Annotated in this window: 16 protein-coding genes and 2 pseudogenes; 7 read left to right on the top strand and 11 right to left on the bottom strand. The window is 71.1% G+C overall.

The features are described 5' to 3' along the window. Positions 1 to 46: 46 nt before the first annotated feature. Complete coding sequence (locus ABZ370_RS25030) at positions 47 to 3,163, bottom strand: glycoside hydrolase family 2 TIM barrel-domain containing protein (protein WP_358624914.1); 3,117 nt, start codon at positions 3,161 to 3,163, stop codon at positions 47 to 49. A 155-nt stretch (positions 3,164 to 3,318) separates the two neighbouring features. Then, on the bottom strand, positions 3,319 to 5,295 hold the full coding sequence (locus tag ABZ370_RS25035; RefSeq protein WP_358624917.1) for a hypothetical protein: 1,977 nt from the start codon (positions 5,293 to 5,295) through the stop codon (positions 3,319 to 3,321). 100 nt (positions 5,296 to 5,395) lie between these two features. Between ABZ370_RS25035 and ABZ370_RS25040 the strand changes: the two are divergent. After that, positions 5,396 to 5,566, top strand: a pseudogene (locus tag ABZ370_RS25040) (mandelate racemase/muconate lactonizing enzyme family protein); the annotation flags it as partial. A gap of 104 nt (positions 5,567 to 5,670) precedes the next feature. Here the strand turns inward: ABZ370_RS25040 and ABZ370_RS25045 are convergent. The 4 genes and pseudogenes from ABZ370_RS25045 to ABZ370_RS25060 form a co-directional block, all read right to left on the bottom strand. Further along, positions 5,671 to 6,242, bottom strand: a pseudogene (locus ABZ370_RS25045) (GntR family transcriptional regulator); the annotation flags it as partial. Between the two features lie 93 nt (positions 6,243 to 6,335). Continuing rightward, a complete protein-coding gene (locus ABZ370_RS25050) occupies positions 6,336 to 6,566 on the bottom strand; it encodes a hypothetical protein (protein WP_358624919.1) in 231 nt (76 codons plus the stop codon). A gap of 78 nt (positions 6,567 to 6,644) precedes the next feature. Beyond that, positions 6,645 to 7,760, bottom strand: a complete 1,116-nt coding sequence (locus tag ABZ370_RS25055) for a cation diffusion facilitator family transporter (protein ID WP_358624922.1) — start codon at positions 7,758 to 7,760, stop codon at positions 6,645 to 6,647. A gap of 173 nt (positions 7,761 to 7,933) precedes the next feature. Next, the gene (locus ABZ370_RS25060; protein ID WP_358624925.1) at positions 7,934 to 8,614 is read right to left on the bottom strand and encodes a hypothetical protein; all 681 of its coding nucleotides are present in this window, start codon (positions 8,612 to 8,614) and stop codon (positions 7,934 to 7,936) included. Positions 8,615 to 8,858: 244 nt separating this feature from the next. On the opposite strand from ABZ370_RS25060, the gene ABZ370_RS25065 reads away from it, so the two are divergent. After that, positions 8,859 to 10,742 (top strand): amino acid transporter, encoded by a 1,884-nt coding sequence (locus ABZ370_RS25065; protein WP_358625195.1) that lies wholly within the window; start codon positions 8,859 to 8,861, stop codon positions 10,740 to 10,742. Positions 10,743 to 10,763: 21 nt separating this feature from the next. Here the strand turns inward: ABZ370_RS25065 and ABZ370_RS25070 are convergent, their stop codons facing one another. Next, positions 10,764 to 11,282: a GNAT family N-acetyltransferase gene (locus ABZ370_RS25070; RefSeq protein ID WP_358624928.1), complete on the bottom strand. Its 519-nt coding sequence runs from the start codon at positions 11,280 to 11,282 to the stop codon at positions 10,764 to 10,766. Then, entirely contained in the window at positions 11,279 to 12,613 is a 1,335-nt protein-coding gene (locus ABZ370_RS25075; RefSeq protein ID WP_358624931.1) for a radical SAM protein, read from the bottom strand. Before ABZ370_RS25075 ends, ABZ370_RS25070 begins: the two co-directional genes overlap by 4 nt. A 155-nt stretch (positions 12,614 to 12,768) precedes the next feature. On the opposite strand from ABZ370_RS25075, the gene ABZ370_RS25080 reads away from it, so the two are divergent. The 4 genes from ABZ370_RS25080 to ABZ370_RS25095 are packed head-to-tail and all read left to right on the top strand — an operon-like array spanning position 12,769 to position 17,558. Beyond that, entirely contained in the window at positions 12,769 to 13,839 is a 1,071-nt protein-coding gene (locus tag ABZ370_RS25080) for an NAD(+)/NADH kinase (protein WP_358624934.1), read from the top strand. Further along, on the top strand, positions 13,826 to 14,470 hold the full coding sequence (locus ABZ370_RS25085) for a 2Fe-2S iron-sulfur cluster-binding protein (protein WP_358624937.1): 645 nt from the start codon (positions 13,826 to 13,828) through the stop codon (positions 14,468 to 14,470). Before ABZ370_RS25080 ends, ABZ370_RS25085 begins: the two co-directional genes overlap by 14 nt. Further along, the gene (locus ABZ370_RS25090; protein WP_358624940.1) at positions 14,467 to 15,462 is read left to right on the top strand and encodes an FAD binding domain-containing protein; all 996 of its coding nucleotides are present in this window, start codon (positions 14,467 to 14,469) and stop codon (positions 15,460 to 15,462) included. The genes ABZ370_RS25085 and ABZ370_RS25090 overlap by 4 nt, the downstream gene beginning before the upstream one ends. Then, positions 15,459 to 17,558, top strand: coding sequence for a xanthine dehydrogenase family protein molybdopterin-binding subunit (locus tag ABZ370_RS25095; protein WP_358624943.1), 2,100 nt, complete (start codon positions 15,459 to 15,461; stop codon positions 17,556 to 17,558). The genes ABZ370_RS25090 and ABZ370_RS25095 overlap by 4 nt, the downstream gene beginning before the upstream one ends. A 169-nt stretch (positions 17,559 to 17,727) precedes the next feature. Here ABZ370_RS25095 and ABZ370_RS25100 read toward each other — a convergent pair whose 3' ends face one another. Next, entirely contained in the window at positions 17,728 to 18,870 is a 1,143-nt protein-coding gene (locus ABZ370_RS25100) for a S1 family peptidase (RefSeq protein WP_358624946.1), read from the bottom strand. A 245-nt stretch (positions 18,871 to 19,115) separates the two neighbouring features. Between ABZ370_RS25100 and ABZ370_RS25105 the strand changes: the two genes are divergently transcribed. Then, a complete protein-coding gene (locus ABZ370_RS25105) occupies positions 19,116 to 19,364 on the top strand; it encodes a hypothetical protein (protein ID WP_358624949.1) in 249 nt (82 codons plus the stop codon). Between the two features lie 5 nt (positions 19,365 to 19,369). Here the strand turns inward: ABZ370_RS25105 and ABZ370_RS25110 are convergent, their stop codons facing one another. Together ABZ370_RS25110 and dhaL are read right to left on the bottom strand one after the other, a co-directional pair. After that, positions 19,370 to 20,455 (bottom strand): acyltransferase family protein, encoded by a 1,086-nt coding sequence (locus ABZ370_RS25110; RefSeq protein ID WP_358624952.1) that lies wholly within the window; start codon positions 20,453 to 20,455, stop codon positions 19,370 to 19,372. 169 nt (positions 20,456 to 20,624) lie between these two features. Beyond that, positions 20,625 to 21,335 (bottom strand): dihydroxyacetone kinase subunit DhaL, encoded by a 711-nt coding sequence (dhaL, locus tag ABZ370_RS25115; RefSeq protein ID WP_358624955.1) that lies wholly within the window; start codon positions 21,333 to 21,335, stop codon positions 20,625 to 20,627. Between the last annotated feature and the right edge of the window lie 31 nt (positions 21,336 to 21,366).

Below are 21,366 nucleotides of genomic sequence, written 5' to 3' on the forward strand. Positions count from 1 at the left end.
ACGGCACCGGTCACCGGTGCCGTGCCGCACGGGCGAGGGCCGTCTCTCAGGCCTCCGGGACGTCGAACGTACTGATCCGCTGGGCGCCCTTGGCCTCCCCGGGGTACCGGCTGACCAGGTCCAGCCGGAGCCGTGAGGTGCGGACCGCGCTGAAGGTGATGACGGTCGGTTCGCCGGAGGACTGGGCCCACGTGATGTCCGTTCCGCGGACCGGGACGTAGGTGTGGCCGTCCCAGGCGGAGAGCGTGATCGAGGCGGGCAGGGTGTGGGTCGCGTCGACGGTGAAGGACACCTCGACGCGACGGACCCGGCGCTTTGTGGCCCAGGTCAGCGAGACCCAGTCGGTCTTCCTGGCCCCGTCGAAGGCGGGCAGCAGCGCGGTGGCGGGCTTCTGGAAGGCGTTGGACCAGCCGGTGGCCGGGTCGCCGTCCAGCATGGCGGCGGGCAGTGTCGTGGGCGCGCCCGAGTAGCTGGCGTCGGCCAGCGGGTAGCCGGGCGCGGCCGGGCCGGGGTCGGGGGCGAACGGCGGGGTGGGGGTGACCCGTTGGGATGTTCCGCTGGTGGCGCGGACGGTGGCGGTGCCGGTACGCAGCCCCTTCGCGCGCGCGGTGACGCTGAGTCGTTCGGACTTGGTGCCGGAGCGGACGATGGCCAGGGCTTTGCCGTGGTAGGCGGTGCGGGTGGTGGTCTGGTAGCGCTCGGCGCTTTCCTGTCGGCCGTTGTCGACGCCCGCCAGGGCGCCTCCGGTGACGTCGAAGGTGATGAGGTGGTTGGCGTCGGGGACCACTGTGCCGTGTGTGTCGACCACTTCGGCGGTGATGAAGGACAGTGAGCGGCCGTCGGCGTGCACGGTTTTACGGTCGGAGGTGAGCCGTACGGCATGGGCGCGTCCGGCGGTACGCAGCACATCGGTGGCGACCACTCGTCCGCCTCGTCGGGCCACGGCCTTCAGCTCGCCCGGGGTGAAGGGGATTTTCCAGGTGAGGTGGAGTTTTCCGGCGCTGCCGTTGGGGCTGGTGTAGCTTCCGGGGTATTTGCCGGTGGTGATGGTCTTGTCGTCTCCGGTGGCTTCGGTGGTCTCCAGGTAGGTGCGGCCGTCGGTGGTCTTCTTGGTGTCGAAGCGGCGTACGCCGAGCGAGTCGCCGTTGAGGAAGAGTTCGACGGTGTCGACGTTGGCGTAGGCCCAGACCTCGACGTCCTCACCCGGCCGGTGGCCGGTCCAGTCCATGGGCACCAGATGGACCATGGGCTCGCTGGTCCACTGGCTCCTGAACAGGTGATACATGTCCTTGGGGAACCCGGCGGTGTCCACGGCGCCGAAGAAGGACGCCTTCACCGGAAACACGTCGTACGGGGTGGGTTCACCGATGTAGTCGATGCCCGACCACAGGAACTGCCCGGTGAAGAACTTCCGGTCGCGGTCCTTCTTCAGCCCGTACTCACCGCTCATGGTCCATGAGGCGAGGTTGTTGTCGTAGGAGGAGGTCTCGCGCTTGCCGGGGGTGTGGTTCTCCCCGGTGTTGAGGTGTTCGGGCTCCTGGTAGGCCCCGCGCGAAGACGTTTCGGAGGAGGACTCGGACTCGAACAGGAACAGATGTGGATAGCGGGCGTGGAGGGCGTCCACCGAGGCGGCGGTGTTGTAGTTGAGGCCCAGCCCGTCCAGCTTGGCGAGCATGCGGTCGGCGGCGGAGCCGGGGGACGGCAGGGAGCGGTACTTGTCGGAGCCGATCACCACCGGCCGGGTGTCATCGGCCTTCTTGACGGCGTCGATGAGACGCTCCGCCATGCCGAGCCCGGCGGTGCTGGTGGAGTCGGGGATCTCGTTGCCGATGGACCACATGATGACGGCGGGGGAGTTACGGGCGGCCCGCACCATCTCGGTGATGTCCGCCTCGCAGTGCTCGTCGAAGAAGCGCCCGTAGTCGTACGGGTTCTTGCCGGTGCGCCAGCAGTCGAACGCCTCCACCAGCATCACGATGCCGAGCCGCTCGCAGATCTCGATCAGCTCGGGTGCGGGCGGATTGTGCGAGGTGCGCAGGGCGTTGACGCCCATGCTCTTCATGATCGTCATCTGGCGCAGCGCGGCGTCGGCGTTGAACGCGGCGCCGAGTGCCCCGAGGTCGTGGTGGAGGTCGACGCCCTGGAGCTTGATGTACTCGCCGTTGAGCGTGAGCCCTTGGTCGGCGTCGATGGTGACGTGGCGGATGCCGAACGGGGTGCGGTAGCGGTCGGTGGTCTTGTCCCCGACCCGCAGCTCGGTCTCCAGCGTGTAGCGCAACGGGGTGTCGAGGGACCACAACCGGGGCTTTTCGACGGTCAGTTCCTGGGTGGCGTCGCGGGTGGTGTCCGCGCCGACGGTGACGGTGGACCGGGTGTGCGCCACCGTCTTCCCGTCAGGGTCCTTGACGGTGGAGACGACGGTGACGGACTGCTCGTCGTCCGATGCGTTGACCACGCTGGTCCGGGCCCGCACGGTGGCGTGGTCCTGGCTCGGGGCGGGGGTGGTGATGTAGGTGCCCCAGCGGGCCACGTGGACGGGGTCGGTGATGACGAGCCGGGCGTGGCGGTAGATGCCGCTGCCGGAGTACCAGCGGCTGCTGGGCAACTGGTTGCGGACTCGGACGGCGAGGACGTTGGGGGTGGTGCCGTCGGTGTGCGCCACGTCGGTGAGGTCGAGGGCGAATCCGGTGTAGCCGTAGGGGTGGTTGCCGACGAGCTTGCCGTTGCAGTACACGTACGCGTCCATGTACACCCCGTCGAACTCGACGGAGATCCGCTTGCCCGCGACCCCGGACGGCAGCGTGAAGGATCTGCGGTACCAGCCGATGCCACCGGGCAGGAAACCGGTCCCGCCCGTGGTGCCGTGCTCGGTGGTCGGGGTCAGCTCGATGCTCCAGTCGTGCGGCACCGCGACCGTGCGCCAGGCGGAGTCGTCGTAGCCGGGCTGCCGCGCGTCGGCGTAGTCCCCATCCGGCTCGGCGTTTCCGTCCGGCGTGACGAGTGTGAACCGCCAGCCGTCGTCGAGCGGGATGCTCCGCCCGCCGGTCGCCCGGGGTGTGTCGGCCGCCGGGGCGGCCGCCTGTGCGGGGATGCCGGTTGCGAGCGTCCCCGCCATGGGCGCGGCGCTGCCGGCGATCAGCAACGATCTACGAGTGACCGCCATGGCGATCCCCTTCTCTTCGATTATGTTGCTTCTTGGGAGTGACGAACGGCCTCAACTCCCCTCTGCTGAACAGATTCTGACAGTTTCGAACAGCGTGATGTCAAGGCCCGCGCACCACATGCGCCTCATCCGTCGCGTCCGCGCTTCCGTTCGCGTCAGTCGCTCACCTGCACCACCGCCGTCGCCCCCGCCCGCACCGTCGGCGTGGCGTACGTGTACGTGACGCCGTGGACCGTCTTGGTGCGCACGTGCTGTGGGACACCGTTGACCTTGATCTTCTTGTGGACCCCGGGGAAGCGGGCCTCCCAGCCGTAGGCGCCCTCGGGTGCGTCGTTCGTCAGCGTGGTCTTTGTCGCGCCGTCGTGTCGCACGGTGATCGTGCTCGAACCGATGGGTACGTCCGCCGCCTGGAGCCACTTCATGCCGGACGGCAGTCGCGACTGCGTGGTCACCTTGTGGTCCGCCGCGTCCGGTGCGATGCCCATCAGGCCCTCGATGGTCTGGCTGACCAGCGTGAACGACACCTCGGGGTAGTCGCCGTTGGGGCCCTGGCGGGAGTTGACGTGCTGGAGCTCGCGCCGGTCGTAGATCCTCTTCATCCACGCCCAGGCGGTGTCGGCGCGGTTGTTCTTGAAGAACAAGTCGGGCAGGTACGTCGTCGACTCGATGTTGTCCGACCCGTCCGGCCCCAGCTCCTGCGCCTCGATGTAGTCGAGATAGGCGTCGTTGCGCGGGCCGGGATCGATGATCTGCTTCATCGGCATGAACACGCTGTTCTCCTTGCCCCAGCCGGTGACCGGGGCGTTGGACGTCGTGTAGGCGCGGACCATGTCGGCTCCGCTTCCGCCGCCGCTCCAGGTGTCGTTGAAGTACGCCTTCAGCTCGGCGGCGCGCCGGTCATATGTCCTGGCCAGGGCGGTGTCGCCCTTGCCGCGCGCGAGTGTGGCCATCGCCAGATACGCCTGGTACTGCGCGGCGATGCCGTCCCCGGCCTCGGCGAGCCCGTCGCCGTCCTGCTCGTTGTAGCTGGCGGCACCGGCGAAGATGCCCTTGCCCGTGCCCTCGGCCACCTTGACCTCGCCGTTGGGCTTGGCGCTGTTGTGCAGGTCGATGAACTCCTCGGTGGAGTGCCGGTAGAAGTCCCACAGCGCCGGGTCGTCCACGTAACTCCGGTCGCCGGTCCAGAGGTACGCCTGGGCCGCCTTTTCGACCAGTTCGAAGACGGCCGGCACCTCGCGCACGAAGTTGTCCGGGCTCTTGTAGTCGATGCTCAGGTAGGTCTTGGCGTCGAAATTGACCGACCACACCGGGAAGTACTTGTGCGCGGCGGTGGCCGACGCCGCGTACGAGCCGAGCATCGTCTTGTTCGCCGCGTCGAGGCCGAGGATGTGGGCGCCGGTGAGCTGGTGGGTCATGTCCCGGGAGTAGTAGGCGCTGCGGTTGGCGTATCCGGCCCAGTAGGTGGCCGCGTACGGCGCGGTACCGGTGCCGCCGGTCTGGTGCTCGTCGACGTTGACCGGGCCCGTCGTGCCGGGCAGCTGAGCCCAGCTGTTGGCCTTCTTCCCGGCCCAGTCGAACATCTCGACGACCTCGGGGGAGGACGAGGTGACCTTGGGGTCGGCGGGCGCGGCAGGGGAGATCATCAGGTCGTCGGCGTTGACCCAGGCGCTGCCCGAGCCGAAGGCGATCTCCAGCCGGTCGCCGGTCTTCAGCTCGACGCGGCTGATCGTGTACCGGGCGTACGTGGCGCGCTGCGGCAGGGCGATCGTGCCGACGGTCTCGCCGTTGCGCCGGACCGTGTACGTACCGCCGGTGCCGGCGCTTCCGACCCACGCGGAGAAGTCGTAGCCGCCGTCGCGGGGCGCGACGAGGGCCAGCTCGGCGCTTTTGCCCGCTCCGGCGTCGAGGTACAGGAAGCGGGCACCGCCGTGGGAGTTGCCGGTGCCGACCCCGGTGCCCGGGCCGAAGGTCCAGCCCGTGCCGCCGTTCTCGAACCCCGGGTCGTCGAGGGCGAGTTGGGGGCGAGCGGTGGGAACCGCACCGTCGCCCGGCGCCGCCGTGGCCGACAGTGCGGGGGTCATCGGCGCGAGCAGGGCAACAGCGGTGAGCAGCATGAGTCTTGAGGGCTTCATCGGGTCTCCCGGTCTTCGGCGACGGCGGGTGGGCGGCCGAATGGTGGCGGAAAGCTAACAGGGCCGAAGAGCCGGTTCAATGGGACCTCCGCGGACGGTCGTCAGTCTGGTCGCCGCGGTCCCCAATGGCGCGTACGTGGAGTACATCCCACAGCTGCGCGCCGTGACCCGCACCGAGCTGACCGTCCGGGACGGCCTGGCCGTAGCACCCGACCGGCCGGGCATCGGCATCGGCATCGGCTGGGACATGGACGCCATCGAGGACCGGAGGTGTCATGCAGACGGCCGTCACCGGGCCCGGCAGCGGGACGGACCGCCCCACCGGCGCGGCGCGCCCCGCCCACCGGCTGCCGTTCGCCGTCCCGGTCGTTCGAACCGGTCGAGCTGCCGCTCCAGGCTGCGGGTGAGATGCTCTGCCATCGCCTCGGCCGCAGGTTCGGCCCTGCGGCGGAGTATGGCGCGTACCACCCGCCCGTGCTCCGTCGGGGTCGGATCGCCCTCGCCCTGAAGGCTGCTGAGCCGGAAGACGTGCAGATGCGCGTGGAGCCGCCGCACCGCGTCCGCGAGCAGAGGCCGGTGGGCGACCTCCGCGACGGCGTCGTGGAAACGCTGGTCCAGGGCGGCGAAGTCACGGTAGGCCGCGTACGTTCCGGCGGGGCCGGGGTGGGCCTGCATGGCCTCCAGGATCGCCTCGATGCCGTCGAGTTGGGAATCGTCGGCGTGGAGGGCGGCCAGTGCCGCGGCCCGCGGCTCCAGGAGCAGCCTCATCTCGAACAGCTCCTCCACCCCCTGCCGGTCAGCAACTCGGTCGCCCGGTATCCGGACAGGGAGCGCTTGACGACGAGACCGTCGGCCTCCGGCCGGGCCAGAGCCTCGCGCACAGGGGTCGGTGAGACATGGAGCGTGCGGGCCGGAGTCAGGGCTCTTGCCGTTACCGTGAACGGCAGTTTACCGAGGTGGGGCGGGTGGCCGAAGGCCTGGACGCGGCGAAGGGCGCCGGGCCCGCCGACAAGGCGGGCCCGGCGCCCTCGGGCCCGGCCTCACATCTCGTAGTGGTGCCGGTGGTGCGGGGCGGGCTCCTCGACCACCGGAGGTGCGGCGGTCACCCGCCGACGCTTGTAGACGCTGACGTACGCCGCCATGCCGATGAAGCCGACGGCCATGAGGATCAGGCCCACCAAATGCACATTGAATCCGCTGCTGTTCCAGTCCGTCGCGAAGGTGAGGATGCCTCCGATCGCGACCATGAGGATGCAACCGCCCAAGCCCATGAGTATTGCCTCCGAACATCAATTAGCTCTCTTCCGGGCCGGTCCGGTCCCGAGTACCCGTCAAAGGCCCCTCCAATCTCATGAGCTGCCGCCGCCATCGGCCTCCGCGGCCACCGCCTCGTCGAGCGCCCGGAGGTCCCTGCGGGCCCGGGCGCGGTCCTTGGCGGACGCGTCGGTGACGTCCAGGAAGATCTGGTCGGCGTGCGGCCAGACGTCCGTCATCTTGGCCTTGACCCGCATCAGGACCTCCTCGACCTCCTCACTGTCGAGCCCGCCGACGAGGTCGATCCGGGCCGCGATCAGGGTGGACTCGGTGCCCAGACGCATCGTCAGCAGCGTGGTCACCGTGTCGATCTCCGGCTGCTCGTCGAGGAAGCGCCGGATCTCCCGCCGCTGCGCCGGATCGATCGACTCACCGATCAGCCGCCCCCGCGACTCCATGGCCAGCCGGTATGCCACGTAGACGAGCAGCGCCCCGATCAGGAACGACGCCACCGCCTCGTACACCCCGTCGCCGGTGAGCATGTGGAGCCACATGCCGAGCAGGGCGAACACCACGCCGAGGCAGGCGGTGGAGTCCTCGGCCAGCACCGTGCGCAGCGTGGGATCGTCCCCGGCGCGGATCTCCGCGAGCATGCCGCGGCCCGCCTTACGGGCCTTGCCACGGACCTGGATCAGGGCGCGGACCAGCGAGGCGCCCTCCGCGAGCAGGGCCACGCCCAGCACGGCGAGGCCGATCAGATAGCCGGTGTGGTCCTCCGAGCTGCCCGACTGAAGCGCCTCGGCGCCCTGGAAGAAGGAGAAGCAGCCACCCATGACGAAGATGCCGACGGCGGCGAGCAGCGCCCAGAAGTAGCGTTCCTTGCCGTAGCCGAACGGGTGTTGGGCGTCCGGGGCGCGTTTACTGCGTTTGAGGGAGGCGAGCAGGAACACCTCGTTGAGGCTGTCGGCGACCGAGTGGGCGGCCTCGGAGAGCAGCGCGGGGGAGCCTGTGAAGACCCCGCCGACCGCCTTGGCCAGGGCGATGACGAGGTTGGCGCCGAGCGCGACGAGCACGGTGACCGCGGTTCTGGTGTCCTCGCCGGACTGGCCGGACTGGCCGGACTGGCCGGACTGGCCGGACTGGCCGGGCTTGCCCGACTGGCCGGATTCGCCGGACCGGGAGCCGGGGGTGCGCGCCGCGGATTCGCTCATCGTGGGACTCCCTGCGTCGACTCGTCTGGTGCCCCTCTCTGGTGTCCCGATGCGGCGGCCTTAACCATCACACCCGCCCCGCGACGTCCCGCGATGTCCCGGAACGCGGCACGCCCCGGGGAGAACCACTCCCGCGGGGCGTGCCGGGTTGTCCGGTCGTAGGTCGGCGCAGATCAGCCGGTGGGCGCGCCACCACCGGGGCTGGCCGGGACCTCGGGCATCGGGGTGAACACGTCCAGCCCCATCACGGCCGCGATCAGCAGGCCTATGACGCCGAGCGCCACCGCGCCCCAGGCCACGGCCGTGACCCAGTTGGTGCCGGAGGTGCCCGGGGCGGTCGCGGTGGTCGCGGCGGAGCGCTGCCGCAGCAGCACCACGGCGGCGATCACCACGGCCGCGAGCCCGAACAGCCCGTTGATGATGGCCGTGGTGTGCCACGGCGTGCCGTAGACCGCCTCGATCTGGTTGGCGGCGGAACCGGACTGGGCCTTGATCTGCCCGGTCAGCTGCTTGCGCTCCTGGAGCATGGTGCCCAGCCAGGTGCCGGTGAGCGACGCGAGCCCGAGGCCCGCGGAGACCACCGCGCCGGCACCGGAGAACACCCCGGCGGAGGCCGCCGCCGGGGCGGCGGCCGGAACGGTCACGGGCTCGTCGGAACGGTCCGCGGCGGACTCCTCGGCGGGAGCCTCGGTGTGCGCTTCCTTGGACTGCGGCTCCTTGGAGTCCTTGGAGTCCTTGGAGTCCGATTCCTTGGAGTCGGAAACAGCGTTCGGGACACCCTCCGCCGTTGCTTCTTCGGCTTCTGCGGGCTTCGCTGTGCGGTCGGTCGGTTGGTCCGTCTTGGTGGTGTCCATGGGGCGGACGGTAGGTGCCGAAAATGAGAGTCCGCTGAGAATGAGCCCCGGCCTCCGGCCGGGTGCGGCCGAACGGTGCACACGGGCCTCTGCGCATACGCTGGCCGGGCAGTCTCACGATGGCTGAAACTCTTCGCCGCACCGACAGGAGTACATCGTGACCGGCTCTCCTCATCGCCGTTCCGCCCCGCCGGGCGGACCGCGGCACCGGCTGCGCGCTTGGCTGCTGGAGGGTCTGACCGACATGGCCAAGCGGCAGCCCGGGCCGCACGCCGAACCGGAGAGTCCGGACCGGGGCCGCCCGTGGTGGCGGGTCATGTGCCTGACCGGCCTCGACTACTTCTCGACCCTCGGCTACCAGCCCGGTATCGCCGCCCTGGCCGCCGGGCTGCTCTCCCCGCTGGCCACGGTCGTGCTGGTGGTGGTGACCCTCGCGGGCGCGCTGCCGGTCTACCGGCGGGTGGCCGTCGAGAGCCCGCACGGCCAGGGCTCGGTCGCGATGCTGGAGCGGCTGCTGACCTTCTGGAAGGGCAAGCTCTTCGTCCTCACCCTGCTCGGCTTCGCCGCCACCGACTTCCTGATCACCATCACCCTCTCGGCCGCCGACGCCACCGCCCATGTGGTGGAGAACCCGCACGTCGCCGATCTCCTGCACGGCCATGAGGTGGCCATCACCCTCGTCCTCGTCGGGCTCCTCGGCGCGGTCTTCCTCAAGGGCTTCACCGAGGCCATCGGGCTGGCCGTCGTCCTGGTCGCCGCGTATCTGCTGCTCAACGTCGTCGTGGTGGCCGTGGGGCTGTGGCATGTGTTCAGCGCGCCGCATGTGATCACCGACTGGACCACCGCGCTCACCGCCCAGCGCGGCAACCCCCTGGTCATGGTCGCCGTGTCCCTGGTGATCTTCCCCAAGCTGGCGCTCGGGCTGTCCGGATTCGAGACCGGGGTCGCCGTCATGCCGCATATCGAGGGCAAGCCCGGTGACACCGAGGAGCGCCCCACCGGCCGTATCCAGGGCGCCCGCAAGCTGCTCACCACCGCCGCGCTGATCATGAGCGTCTTCCTGATCACCTCCAGCCTGATCACGACCCTGCTGATCCCGCAGCACGAGTTCAAGCCGGGCGGTGCGGCCAACGGCCGCGCGCTGGCCTACCTCGCCCACCAGTACCTGGGCTCCGCCTTCGGCAGCGTCTACGACGCCGCCACCATCGCCATCCTCTGGTTCGCGGGCGCCTCCGCCATGGCCGGACTGCTCAACCTCATGCCCCGCTACCTCCCGCGCTACGGCATGGCACCCCACTGGGCGCGCGCGGTGCGCCCGATGGTGCTCGTCTTCACCCTCATCGCGTTCCTGGTGACCTGGCTGTTCAAGGCCGATGTGGACGCCCAGGGCGGGGCGTACGCCACCGGTGTCCTCGTCCTCATCACCTCCGCCGCCATCGCCGTCACCATCGCCGCGCGGCGCGCCGGGCAGCACGGCTGGACCCTCGGCTTCGGGACCATCGCGGTCGTCTTCCTCTACACCACGGCCGCGAACGTCGTCGAGCGGCCCGACGGCGTCAAGATCGGTGCCTGTTTCATCGGCGGCATCATGGCCGTGTCCCTGCTGTCCCGGGCCGCCCGCGCCTTCGAGCTGCGGGTCTCCAGCGTCACGTTCGACACCATGGCCCAGCGCTTCGTCCGCGACACCGCCCACCGCACGATCCGGTTTATCGCCAATAAGCCGCAAGCCTGTGACCTGGCCGAATACCATGACAAGGAGCAGGAGATCCGGGCAAACAACGACATTCCACCCGAGGACGACATCATCTTCGTCGAGGTCACCGTCGCCGACCCGTCCGAGTTCGAGAGCGAGCTGTGGGTGTGCGGAAAGGTGATGCACGACCGTTACCGGGTGCTCACCTTGGAGAGCGCCACTGTCGCCAACGCGCTCGCCGCCATGCTGCTGGCGGTGCGCGACGAAACGGGTCAGCGGCCGCACATCCACTTCGAGTGGACCGAGGGCAACCCTCTCGCCCAGTTCCTCCGCTTCTTCCTCTTCGGCCAGGGCGAGGTGGCCCCCGTCACCCGCGAAGTGCTCCGCGAGGCCGAACCCGACCGCAACCGCCGCCCCCACATCCACGTCGGCTGAACCCGGCCCCGCGCGGCCCCCTCACGGCATCCCCGTCCGCCACCGGACCTCGCCGTCCTGCCGGTCGCCGGTGGCCACGAGCCCGGCGGCCCGGGCGACAGCCGCCGAGGCCTCGTGGCGGGGGTGGATGTGCGCGATGACCTGGGCCACGGAACGGGCCGTGAGCCACGCCACCAGGGCCCGGGACGCCTCCGTGGCGTACCCCCGCCCCTGCCACGGTGTGCCCACCACCCAGGCGACCTCGGCGGTGCGACCGGCCGCGGGGCCGCTGAGTGTCGCCTGCACCGTGCCCACCAGGCGCCGCTCGGCAGCGGCGTGGACGACCCAGTTGCACCAGGTCACCGCCGGGTCGGGCGAGCCCGCGACCAGGCGTTCGTAGCGGGTGCGCAGCGCCGTGGCGTCCAGTGGGGCGCCGCCGGTGAAGGTGTGCAGGCCGGGGTCGGACAGCACCCCGGCCATCTCCGCGGCGTGCTCGATCCGCAGCGGCCGCAGCTCCAGCCGCGCGGTGGGGATGACCGCCGCGCGGACCGGGTCGCTCACTCCGACGCCGCGGCCACCGGCTCGTCGGCCGACAGGCTGTCCATGAACGAGCTGACCGAGAACACGGCCCGCCCCGGCCCGGCCGGGCCGTACCCCGGGGGCGAGGTCAGCCCGTACTCCTCCAGCGTCGCCCGGTAGGTCTCCAGCAGCCGGATGTGGTACTCCAGCGGCGCGCCCTGCGGGTTGGCCTTGCCCAGCGGCGTGGTCGGCTCCGGGCACCAGGTGGTGAACCGGGGGACGACACCGTTGGACATGAAGAACCGCAGCCCCTCGGCGGTGGAGTCGATGGCCTCGTCCACGCTGGTGAAGCCGAACGGCTCGGCCATCTCCACGCCCGCCACGAAGTTGGGGATCACATTGCGCGCCCCGAACACCTCGGTCGAGTCCAGGATGCGCCGGTGCCACTCGTCCCGGCCGACGTAGCGCTCCTTGCCCGGGCAGTACAGCTCGAACAGCCGCCGGTCCCACACCTCGAAGTTGGGGTGGTAGATGCGGATGCCGTAGTCGTGGAACCGCTGGACGTCGTCGCGCGGCAGCGCCTGCGCCACCACCTTGCCGATCCACCGGTCCGGGAAGCGCTCCTCGATGGCCTTCGCGTAGTGGCCGTAGAAGTCGGCCTCATCGCGTCCGGCGACCTTCGAGGTGATCGAGCCGCCGGTGAGGGTGTACGCCTTCGAGGCGCCCGCGGTGTCGTACCGGTCGATGATCTCCAGCGCCTCCAGCACCTCCTCGACCGGCTTGACCCCGGTGTACGGGCGGCCCGCCGCCTTGTGCTGGCGCCAGTTGTGGTTGATGTCGCAGTACCCGCACTCCTCCTTGGCGCCGAAGTACTGGCAGACCCGGAACACCGTCAGATAGACGAGGTAGCCCCACTGGATGGTCGGCGCGACCTCCATCACCGACTTGCCGTTCGACAGCGTGTGCCGGTAGTAGTCCGGCATCGGCGGCAGCCCGACGTCCGCGATCCGGGCCCCGTCCAGATACAGCCCCAGCGCCCCGTCCTCACCGGCCCGCACCACATACGGCGAGTCCGGGTTGACGCGCACCGACACCACCGTGCGCCGCAGCCCGTACGGGCCGCCGGTGAGCACGATCTCCTCCGGCGGCCGGTTGAGCGCGGCCGCGCCCAGCTCGGGGAGGGTGCGGTGGTCGAAGGAGAAGATGAAGTACGACTTCGGCTTGACGTCCCCGTCGTCGCCGCCGCTGAGCGCGGACTCGTCGAAGGCCATGCCGCCGCGCAGCAGATCCTCCTTGATCACCGCCTCCTGCGGGACCCGTGGGAAGCGCCCCATCAGCTCCTCGACCAGCGCGGTACGGTTCGGACTCGTCATCTGCTGCACCCTCCCTGACTCGATGGGACTCGACGGCTCCCCCGTGGCTCTGTCGTCCCCGCCACCCTAGATCAGCCGGTCCGTCCGGCCGCGCGCGGACCACCGGGGCCGCTGCCGGGCGCGGCGGGCCGGGGCGCTCTACGGTGGGGAGGAGGATGCCTGTCAACCGGCTCGGCCTGGTCGTCCACCAGGCCCGCCCCGCCGCCGTCGCGGCGGCCCGTGCCGCGCACTCCTGGGCCGCCGCGCGGGATGTCTCCTGCACCGAGATCGACGTATGGAGCGGGGAGCGTCCGCGGCGCAGCGCCCAGGAGGAGTCCGCGGCGGCCGGGCATCCCGATCTGATCGTCACCTTCGGCGGCGACGGCACGTTCCTGCGCGGCGCCCGGATCGCCGCCAAGGACGGCGCCGCGGCGCTGGGGGTGAACGCGGGCCGGGTGGGATTCCTCACCGAGATCGCTCCCGACGACGTACCGCGCGCCCTGGACGCCGTGCAGGCGGGCCGCACCACGGTCGAGGAGCGCATGATGCTCACGCTGCGGGCGTCGCGGCCGCTGGACATGCCCACCGGGATGGACGCGCTGCTGCGCTATGGACGCGGACCGGTGCTGCCCGCGCCGAAGCTCCGGCCCGGCGGCCCCGAAGAGGTCGGCTGGGGCGTCGCACTGGACGTCACCGCCCTCAACGATGTGGTGTTCGAGAAGCTGGCCCGTGACCGCCAGGCCGGACTGGCGGTCTATGTGTCCGGGCAGTTGCTCGCCTCGTACTCGGCCGACGCCATCATCGTGGCCACCCCCACCGGCTCCACCGCCTACAGCTTCGCCGCGGGCGGCCCGGTCGTCTCCCCGCACATGGACGCGGTCGTCTTCACCCCCGTCGCCCCGCACATCGCCTTCGACCGCACCGTGGTGGCCGCGGTGGACGAGGCCGTCGCGATCCGGGTGCTGCCGCACTCCGGGCGGGTGGCCGTGTCCATCGACGGGCAGCTGCGCGGGGTGCTGGAGCCGGGCGACTGGGTGGCGGCGTACCGGGCCCCGGCCCGGCTGCGGATGGTACGGATGCGGCCCACCGAGTTCTACCACCGGCTGCGCGACCGCTTCCGGCTCGCCGACTCGCCCGCCGCCGACCAGGCCCCGCCGTTCTACCGGCCGCGCAGCCCGGTCCCCGAGGACCTCGCCCATCTGCGGCTGCCTCCGCCACCGGGGCACGGTGAAGATGCGGGGCCCTGAACCCGGTGCCATCGTGAGGGTTGTGACAGCTCAGAGGTTTCACACCGATCTCACGCTGCGTGTCAACGGCGCCGACCGGCCCCTCACCCTCGACAACCGGGTGACCCTGCTGGACGCCCTGCGCGAACACCTCGCGCTGACCGGCACCAAGAAGGGCTGCGACCACGGCCAGTGCGGCGCCTGCACGGTCCTCATCGACGGTGAACGGGTGAACAGCTGCCTGGTGTTCGCCGTGACCGCGGCAGGCCACGACATCACCACCATCGAGGGGGTCGCGGGCCTCACCGCCACGGACGGCGATCTGCACCCGCTGCAGCGGGCGTTCCTGGAACACGACGGTTTCCAGTGCGGCTACTGCACCCCGGGCCAGATCTGCTCGGCCATCGGCGCGCTCGCCGAGGCGGCCCGCGGCTGGCCCAGCCACGCCACCGAGGACGTGGCCGCCGGTGTCCGCGCGCCCGACGCCCTGGACGACGACGAGATCCGGGAGCGGATGAGCGGCAACCTGTGCCGCTGCGGCGCCTACCGGGGCATCCTGGACGCCATCCGTGAGGCAGCCGGGGTGGACGGACAGGGCGTGGCCGGTGGCGCACCGGACGGTGGCGCACCGGTCCGGGGCGGTGTGCGATGAAGCCCTTCGCGTACGAGCGCGCCACCCGCCCCGAGGCCGCCGCCTCCCTCGTCGCGGACTCCACCGAGGCGGTGTACCTGGCCGGGGGCACCAATCTGGTCGACCTGATGAAGCTCGGCGTCACCGAGCCCGCCATGGTCGTCGACATCACCGGACTGCCGTACGACCGCGTCGAGCACCGCGCGGACGGCGGGGTGCTCATCGGGGCCCTGGTGCCGGGCAGTGAACTCTCCGGCGACCGCGGCATCCGGACACGTTTCCCGGCCCTCGCGCAGGCGCTGCTGGCCGGGGCCTCCGGGCAGCTGCGGAACCGCGCGACCACCGGTGGCAATCTGCTCCAGCGCACCCGCTGCGTGTACTTCCAGGACGTCACCAAGCCCTGCAACAAGCGCTCCCCGGGCACGGGCTGTTCGGCCATCCAGGGCAGCCACCGCGACCTCGCGGTCATCGGCACCTCCGACTCCTGCGTGGCCACCAACCCCTCCGACATGGCGGTGGCCCTGGCCGCGCTCGACGCCGTCGTCCATCTGCGGCGCGTCGACGGCAGCCCGCGCACCGTGCCGCTCGCCGACTTCTACCTGCTGCCCGGCGACACCCCGCACCGGGAGACGGTGCTCCAGCCCGGCGACCTCATCACCGGCGTCGAACTGCCACCGCCACCGCCCGGCGCCATGTGCTACCGCAAGGTGCGCGACCGCTGGTCCTACGCGTTCGCCGTGGTGTCCCTCGCCGCCGTGGCCGCCACCGACGACGGGGGAGCGCTGCGGGAGATCCGGCTCACGCTCGGCGGGGTGGCCCCCAAACCGTGGCGTGCGCACAAGGCCGAGCAGCTGCTGACCGGGCAGCGGCCCACCGAGGACGCGCTGCGGACCGCGGCCCTGGCCGAACTCGCCGCGGCCCGCCCGCTGCCGCACAACGCCTTCAAGGTCGGCCTCGCCGTGGACCTCGTCGCGGCCACCGTGCGCGACCTCGTGGCAGGGGAGGGGCGATGACCACACTCGAACGGACCGTGGGCGCCGAGGTGACCCGCGTCGAGGGGCGCGAGAAGGTCACCGGCACCGCGCTCTACGCGTACGAGTACCCCGTCCCGGATGCCCTGTACGGCGTGGCGGTGCAGTCCACCATCGTCCGCGGCCGGGTGCGCTCCGTCGACTCCGGCGCCGCGCTGGCCCTCCCCGGAGTGGTCGCCGTGCTGGACAGCGGCAGTGTGCCGCGGCTTCGCCCGACCGACGACCCGGAGCTGTCCGTCCTGCAGTCCGACCAGGTCGCCTACCGGGGGCAGATCGTGGCGGCCGTGGTCGCGGACACCTTCGAGACGGCGTGCCAGGCCGCGGCCGCGGTACGCGTCGTCTACCAGGAGGAGGCGTACGACGTCGGGCTGCGCGACGGCGATCCCGGCATCTTCGTCCCCGACACGGTCAACGCCGGATACCCGGGCCGCGCGGAGACCGGGGACGTGGACACCGCCCTGGCCACGGCGCCGGTCACGATCGATGCCACGTACACCACACCGCCCGAGCACACCAGCGCGATGGAGCCGCACGCCACCATCGCGGTCTGGGAGGGCGACACCTTGACCCTCTACAACGGCGACCAGGGGCCCTGGATGACGGCGAATACGCTCGCCGCCCTGTTCGGACTCCCCGAGGGCGCCGTACGGATCGTGGCGGACCATGTGGGCGGTGGCTTCGGCTCCAAGGCGGTGCCCCGGCCGCCCACGGTGCTCGCCGCGCTGGCCGCGCGCGCCGTCGGCCGCCCGGTGAAGCTGGCCGCCACCCGGCAGCAGATGTTCACGATGGTCTCGTACCGCACCCCCACCCTGCAGCGGGTCCGGCTGGGGGCCGGGCGCGACGGACGGCTCACCGCGATCTCGCACAACGCGCTCCAGCAGAGCTCCCGGCTCACCCCGTACTGCGAGCAGACGGTCGCCGCCACCCGCATGATGTACGCGGCGCCCCACCGCCGCACCATCCACCGCCTGGCGCAGCTCGACGTGCCCACGCCGTCGTGGATGCGGGCGCCGGGCGAGGCACCGGGGATGTTCGCGCTGGAGAGCGCGATGGACGAGCTGGCGTACGCGCTGGACATGGACCCCATCGAGCTGAGGGTGGTCAACGAACCGCCGGTGGACCCCGAGACGGGGCACCCCTTCAGCAGCCGCAATCTGGTGGCCTGTCTGCGCGAGGGCGCGGCCCGGTTCGGCTGGGCGGGGCGCGACCCCCGCCCCCGCCGACGCCGCGAGGGGCGGTGGCTGGTGGGCACCGGCGTCGCGTCGGGCAACTATCCGGCCATCACCTGGCCCGCCGCCGCGACCGCCCGCGCGGAGCCCGACGGGCGGTTCACGGTACGGATCGCCGCCGTCGACATCGGCACCGGAGCCCGTACCGCGCTGACCCAGGTGGCCGCGGACGAACTCGGGGTGGCGCTGGACCGGGTCACCCTGGAGATCGGCCGCAGCGACTACGGCAAGGCACCCTTCGCGGGCGGTTCCATGGGCACCAGCTCATGGGGGTGGGCGGTGAGCAAGGTGTGCCGGGCGCTGGCCAAGCGGCTCGACGAGGCATCGGGCCAGGTCCCGCCCGGCGGGCTGGAGGCCCACGCGGACACCACCGACGACATCCGGGCCCGGAAGGAGCTCTGTCGCCACGCCTTCGGCGCCCAGTTCGCTCAGGTGAGGGTGGACGTGGACACCGGGCAGGTACGGGTCGACCGGCTGCTGGGGATGTTCGCCGCCGGGCGCATCATCAACGCCCGTACGGCGCGCTCGCAGCTGCGGGGCGGCATGTGCATGGGGCTGTCGATGGCGCTGTACGAAAACCTCGAACTCGACCCCAATTTCGGCGACTTCGCCAACCACGACCTCGCCGGATACCACGTGGCGGCACACGCCGATGTGCGCGATGTCGAGGCGCACTGGATCGAGGAGGACGACGACCAGCTCAGCCCGATCGGCGCCAAGGGCGTGGGGGAGCTGGGCATCGTCGGGACGGCCGCGGCCGTCGCCAACGCCGTCCATCACGCCACGGGGGTGCGGGTGCGCGACCTGCCGATCACCCTGGAGCGGGTCCGCACCGATCCGACGCACTGATTCGGCGCGCTGACCCGAGCCTCTGATCTACCGCGCTGACCTGGCGCCCTGACGTGACACACTGAACAGGGCCTTTCGGTCAAGCGTGAGGAAAGGCCCCGCCCGGGTGTCCCGCGGTAACGGCGCGGGACACCCGGTGCGTGAGGGTCAACTGCCTGATGGCAGCGTCTTACTGGGCCGCGCCGCCGTCGCCGATGGTGGCACCGACGGCCTCCAGCGCGGTGGTCACCGGCTGGAAGAACGTCTCACCGCCCGCGGTGCAGTCGCCACTGCCGCCGGAGGTCAGGCCGATGGCCGCCCCGTCCTCGGTGAAGAGGGAGCCGCCGCTGTCGCCGGGCTCGGCGCAGACGTCGGTCTGGATGAGGCCGCTGACCGAGCCCTCGGCGTAGTTGACGGTCGCGTTCAGACCGGTGACCGAGCCGCCGTTCAGCCCGGTGGTGCTGCCCATGCGCTGCACCTCCTGGCCCACCGACGCCTCGGCCGCCTCGGTGATGTCCACCGTCTTGCCGCCGCCGGTGTTCACCGTGCTCGGGGCCTCGGTGGCGGCGTCGTCGTACGTGGCGAGCGCGAAGTCGCCGGTGCCCGGGAAGGTGGCGTCCTGGATGGTGGCGACCGGGGCGCCGTCCTGGGTCTCCGACCACTCCTCGGCCGCGACACCGCAGTGACCGGCGGTCAGGAAGCCGGGGGCGCCGCTGTCGGTGGTGACGTTGAAGCCCAGGGAGCAGCGCGAACCGCCGCCGAAGATGGCGTCACCGCCCTCGGCGAAGGTCTTGAACGTGCCCGCGGAGCGCTTGACGTCGGCCATGTCCGCGCCCAGCGACTTGACGGTGGACGTGAGGGTGTCCCACTTCGCGCCCTTGACGGTGCTGTCCGCCGTGACCTGAAGCTTGTTGGTCTTGGGGTTGATGGCCCAGGCGGTGCCCGCCATCGTGGCCTTCTCCTTGAGCGTCGACTCGGCGGCCTTCAGCGACTTCATGGTGTTCTTGGCGGCCTTGGGGACGGCCCCGGCGCTCTTGACCGCGGCGACGTCGACATTGTTGTTGTCACCGATGACATTGACGATGACCTGCTGCTGGTCCTTGTCGTACCAGGCACCGCCGAACGCCTCGCCCAGGCTCGACGCGAGCTGCGCGATCGCGTCCGAGGCGGAATCGGAGTTGAACGCCTTGGGCTTGGCATCGATGGCCTCGGTCTTCTTGTCCTCCGAGGCGTTGGCGTTGGGCAGCACAATGGCGGCACCCACGACGGCGGCGGCCGCGGCAGCCCCAATGATGATCTTTGTCTTGGGGATGCGCTTGTGACTCCGGCTCAACTTGTGACCTCCTGTGGGGGCGCACGGGTCGTACGCAGGGGACGGGTTCGCTACGGCAGTGGATACGCAGGGGCCGCTGGTTGTGTTCAGACCAATTTCCACGCGTCGCGGTGACAGGTCTCACAGCTGGGACGAAGGAGCGGCGATGCCCGCATTGGTGTCCGTGTGCGGGGTACCGGCCGTCTCGTGCCCCTTTCCCGCCCACAGGCCCGGGACGGGGTCCGCCTACCAGAGAGGAGCGCGTCGTGAGTGACGACAAGCAGCCGGAAGCCCCCGGGGAGCATGCCCCCGCCGTCCCCAGGGACCTGCCCGATCAGCAGGCACAGGGCGGCCCCGACCCGCTGGACATCCCCGACGGGGCGCCGCGCACCGGCCCGCCCCACCGCCCGGACGACGTCCCCGACCTGGACGAACCCGGCACCCGCCGGCGCGGAAAGCCGCACAGCGGAGGCGTGCACCCCGAGCAGCCGGTGCCCGACGAGCCCTCCGGATGACGCCCCTACTTCCCGCTGCCCGGCTTTCCGCTCCTGGTGTGCCGGAACGCCCACTCCATGCGCGGTTCCACCACGCCGCGCAGGACCCGCCGTACCGGAGAGGTGCAGAGCACCGTGATCATGGTGACGGCCGCGGCGGTCACCGCCAGCTCGCCGAGCGGGGTGTGCAGCCACGGGTGGTCGTACCACCGGCCGAAGCGGGACGACTTGATGATGAAGCCGTGCAGCAGATAGCCGTACATCGTCCCCGCGCCGAGCACCGTGAACCACATGCGCCGCCCCGGCACCCACGCCAGGAAGCAGGCCGTCAGCACCACCGCGCCCGCGAAGAGGATGGGCGTGGAGAGCAGCCCGGCCCACTCCGGGACGCCGTCCAGGGCGGCGACGCTCTTGCGGTGGTAGAACCACTCCGAGTTGAACCACGGAGCCACCACGTACGCCGTCACCAGCGCCACGATCCCCACCGGCAGCGCGATCCACCGCGCCCGCCAGGTGCGCAGCCGGGCGAAGTGCTCCGGCCGGAGGGTGAGCCCGAGCACGAAGAACGGCAGGAACGCCAGGGTCCGCTGGAGCGAGAGATCGCCGCCGGTCTCCGGGGAGAGCGAGCCGAGCGCCGCCACGGCCAGCGCGACCGGCACCGGATGGCGCAGCGCCAGCCACAGCGGGGTGGTGATCCGCCAGATGAACAGCGCGACCAGGAACCACATCACGTACCACGGGTCGAGCAGGCTGAACGGTTCGTCCGGGTTGTCCTGCGCCCAGCGGGAGAAGAGGGTGTACAGGATCTCGAAGACGACGTAGGGCACGACCACGCCGGTGACCAGCCGCTGAAGCCGCTTGGGGGCCATGTCGAAGCTGCGGGAGAAATACCCCGATATCAGCGCGAAGGCGGGCATGTGGAACGCGTACACCAGCAGGTAGATGGCCATGGAGGCCCGGCTGCCGTAGGTCAGTGGTTCCCATGCGTGGCCACAGGCCACCAGCACGATGGTGAGGTACTTCGCGTTGTCGAAGTACGCGTCGCGGGGCTTGCCTTGAGCCGCGCCCTCACCCCGTGGTGGCCGTTCCGCGGTGGACTGCGGCGTTGTCACACGGGTGGGGGTGTCCTGGTGCACTACTTCTCCCGGTCACCTTCATCGAGCCAGCGAGGTTTCCTGTTTCGCCTGCCCGACGTGGCCCCGCTCATGACTGATCACGTTAGTGGCACATGACACCACTTCCGTGTGGAACCGGCCGAATTTCATGAACATCCCTAAAGGCTCAGTATTCGGCCCCCCGGTGCTCGGGAAGTCTGCTAACGGTGGTCAGCTCACCATCGGCGGAGGCGAACAGCAGCGCCACGGCCAGGGCACCCGGGTCGGGCACACCGACCGCGTGGTCCCCGGTGTAACTGGCCCGTCCGCGCCGGGCGCGCAGATAGGCGGTGGCCCGCGCGCCGCGGTGGGCGGCCACCGCCGCGAGCCGCAGCGAGCGGGCCGGATCGGCGGTCGGCGGGCAGTCGGCGAGCGCCTTCGCGGCCGGGAGGAGCGCGTCGACCATGGTCTTGTCGCCGACCTCGGCCTCGCCGACCCGCTGGATCGCGGCCGTCCCGGCGGCGATCCCGGCGGCCAGCTCGCCGGTGCCGGGCGGGGTGGGGGCGGCCGCGGCGACCGCGTCGGCCAGCTCCTGGAAGAGCAGGCCGAACAGCGGACCGCTGGTGCCGCCGACGTCGTCGAGGAAGACCCCGGCGGCGGCGGCGAGCGGCGCCTCCGCGGTGTCCTCACCGACCGTCGGGGTGGCGGACAGACTGTCCAGGGCGCGGCGCACCCCGTCCATCCCGGTGGCCAGGTTGGCGCCGAAATCACCGTCGCCCGCCTGCTGGTCGAGGGCGGTCAGCTCGGGTTCGACGGACCGTACGGTGGCGGCGAAGCGCATCAGCCAGGCGGTGACGGTGGCGCGGGTCAGGGAGCGCGGGGCGGGGTTCACGGTCATGGGCGCGGGGCTCCTCGGGGCTCTCGGGGGT

It is taken from the genome of Streptomyces sp. NPDC005962 (assembly GCF_040629205.1).
Taxonomy (GTDB): Bacteria; Actinomycetota; Actinomycetes; order Streptomycetales; family Streptomycetaceae; genus Streptomyces.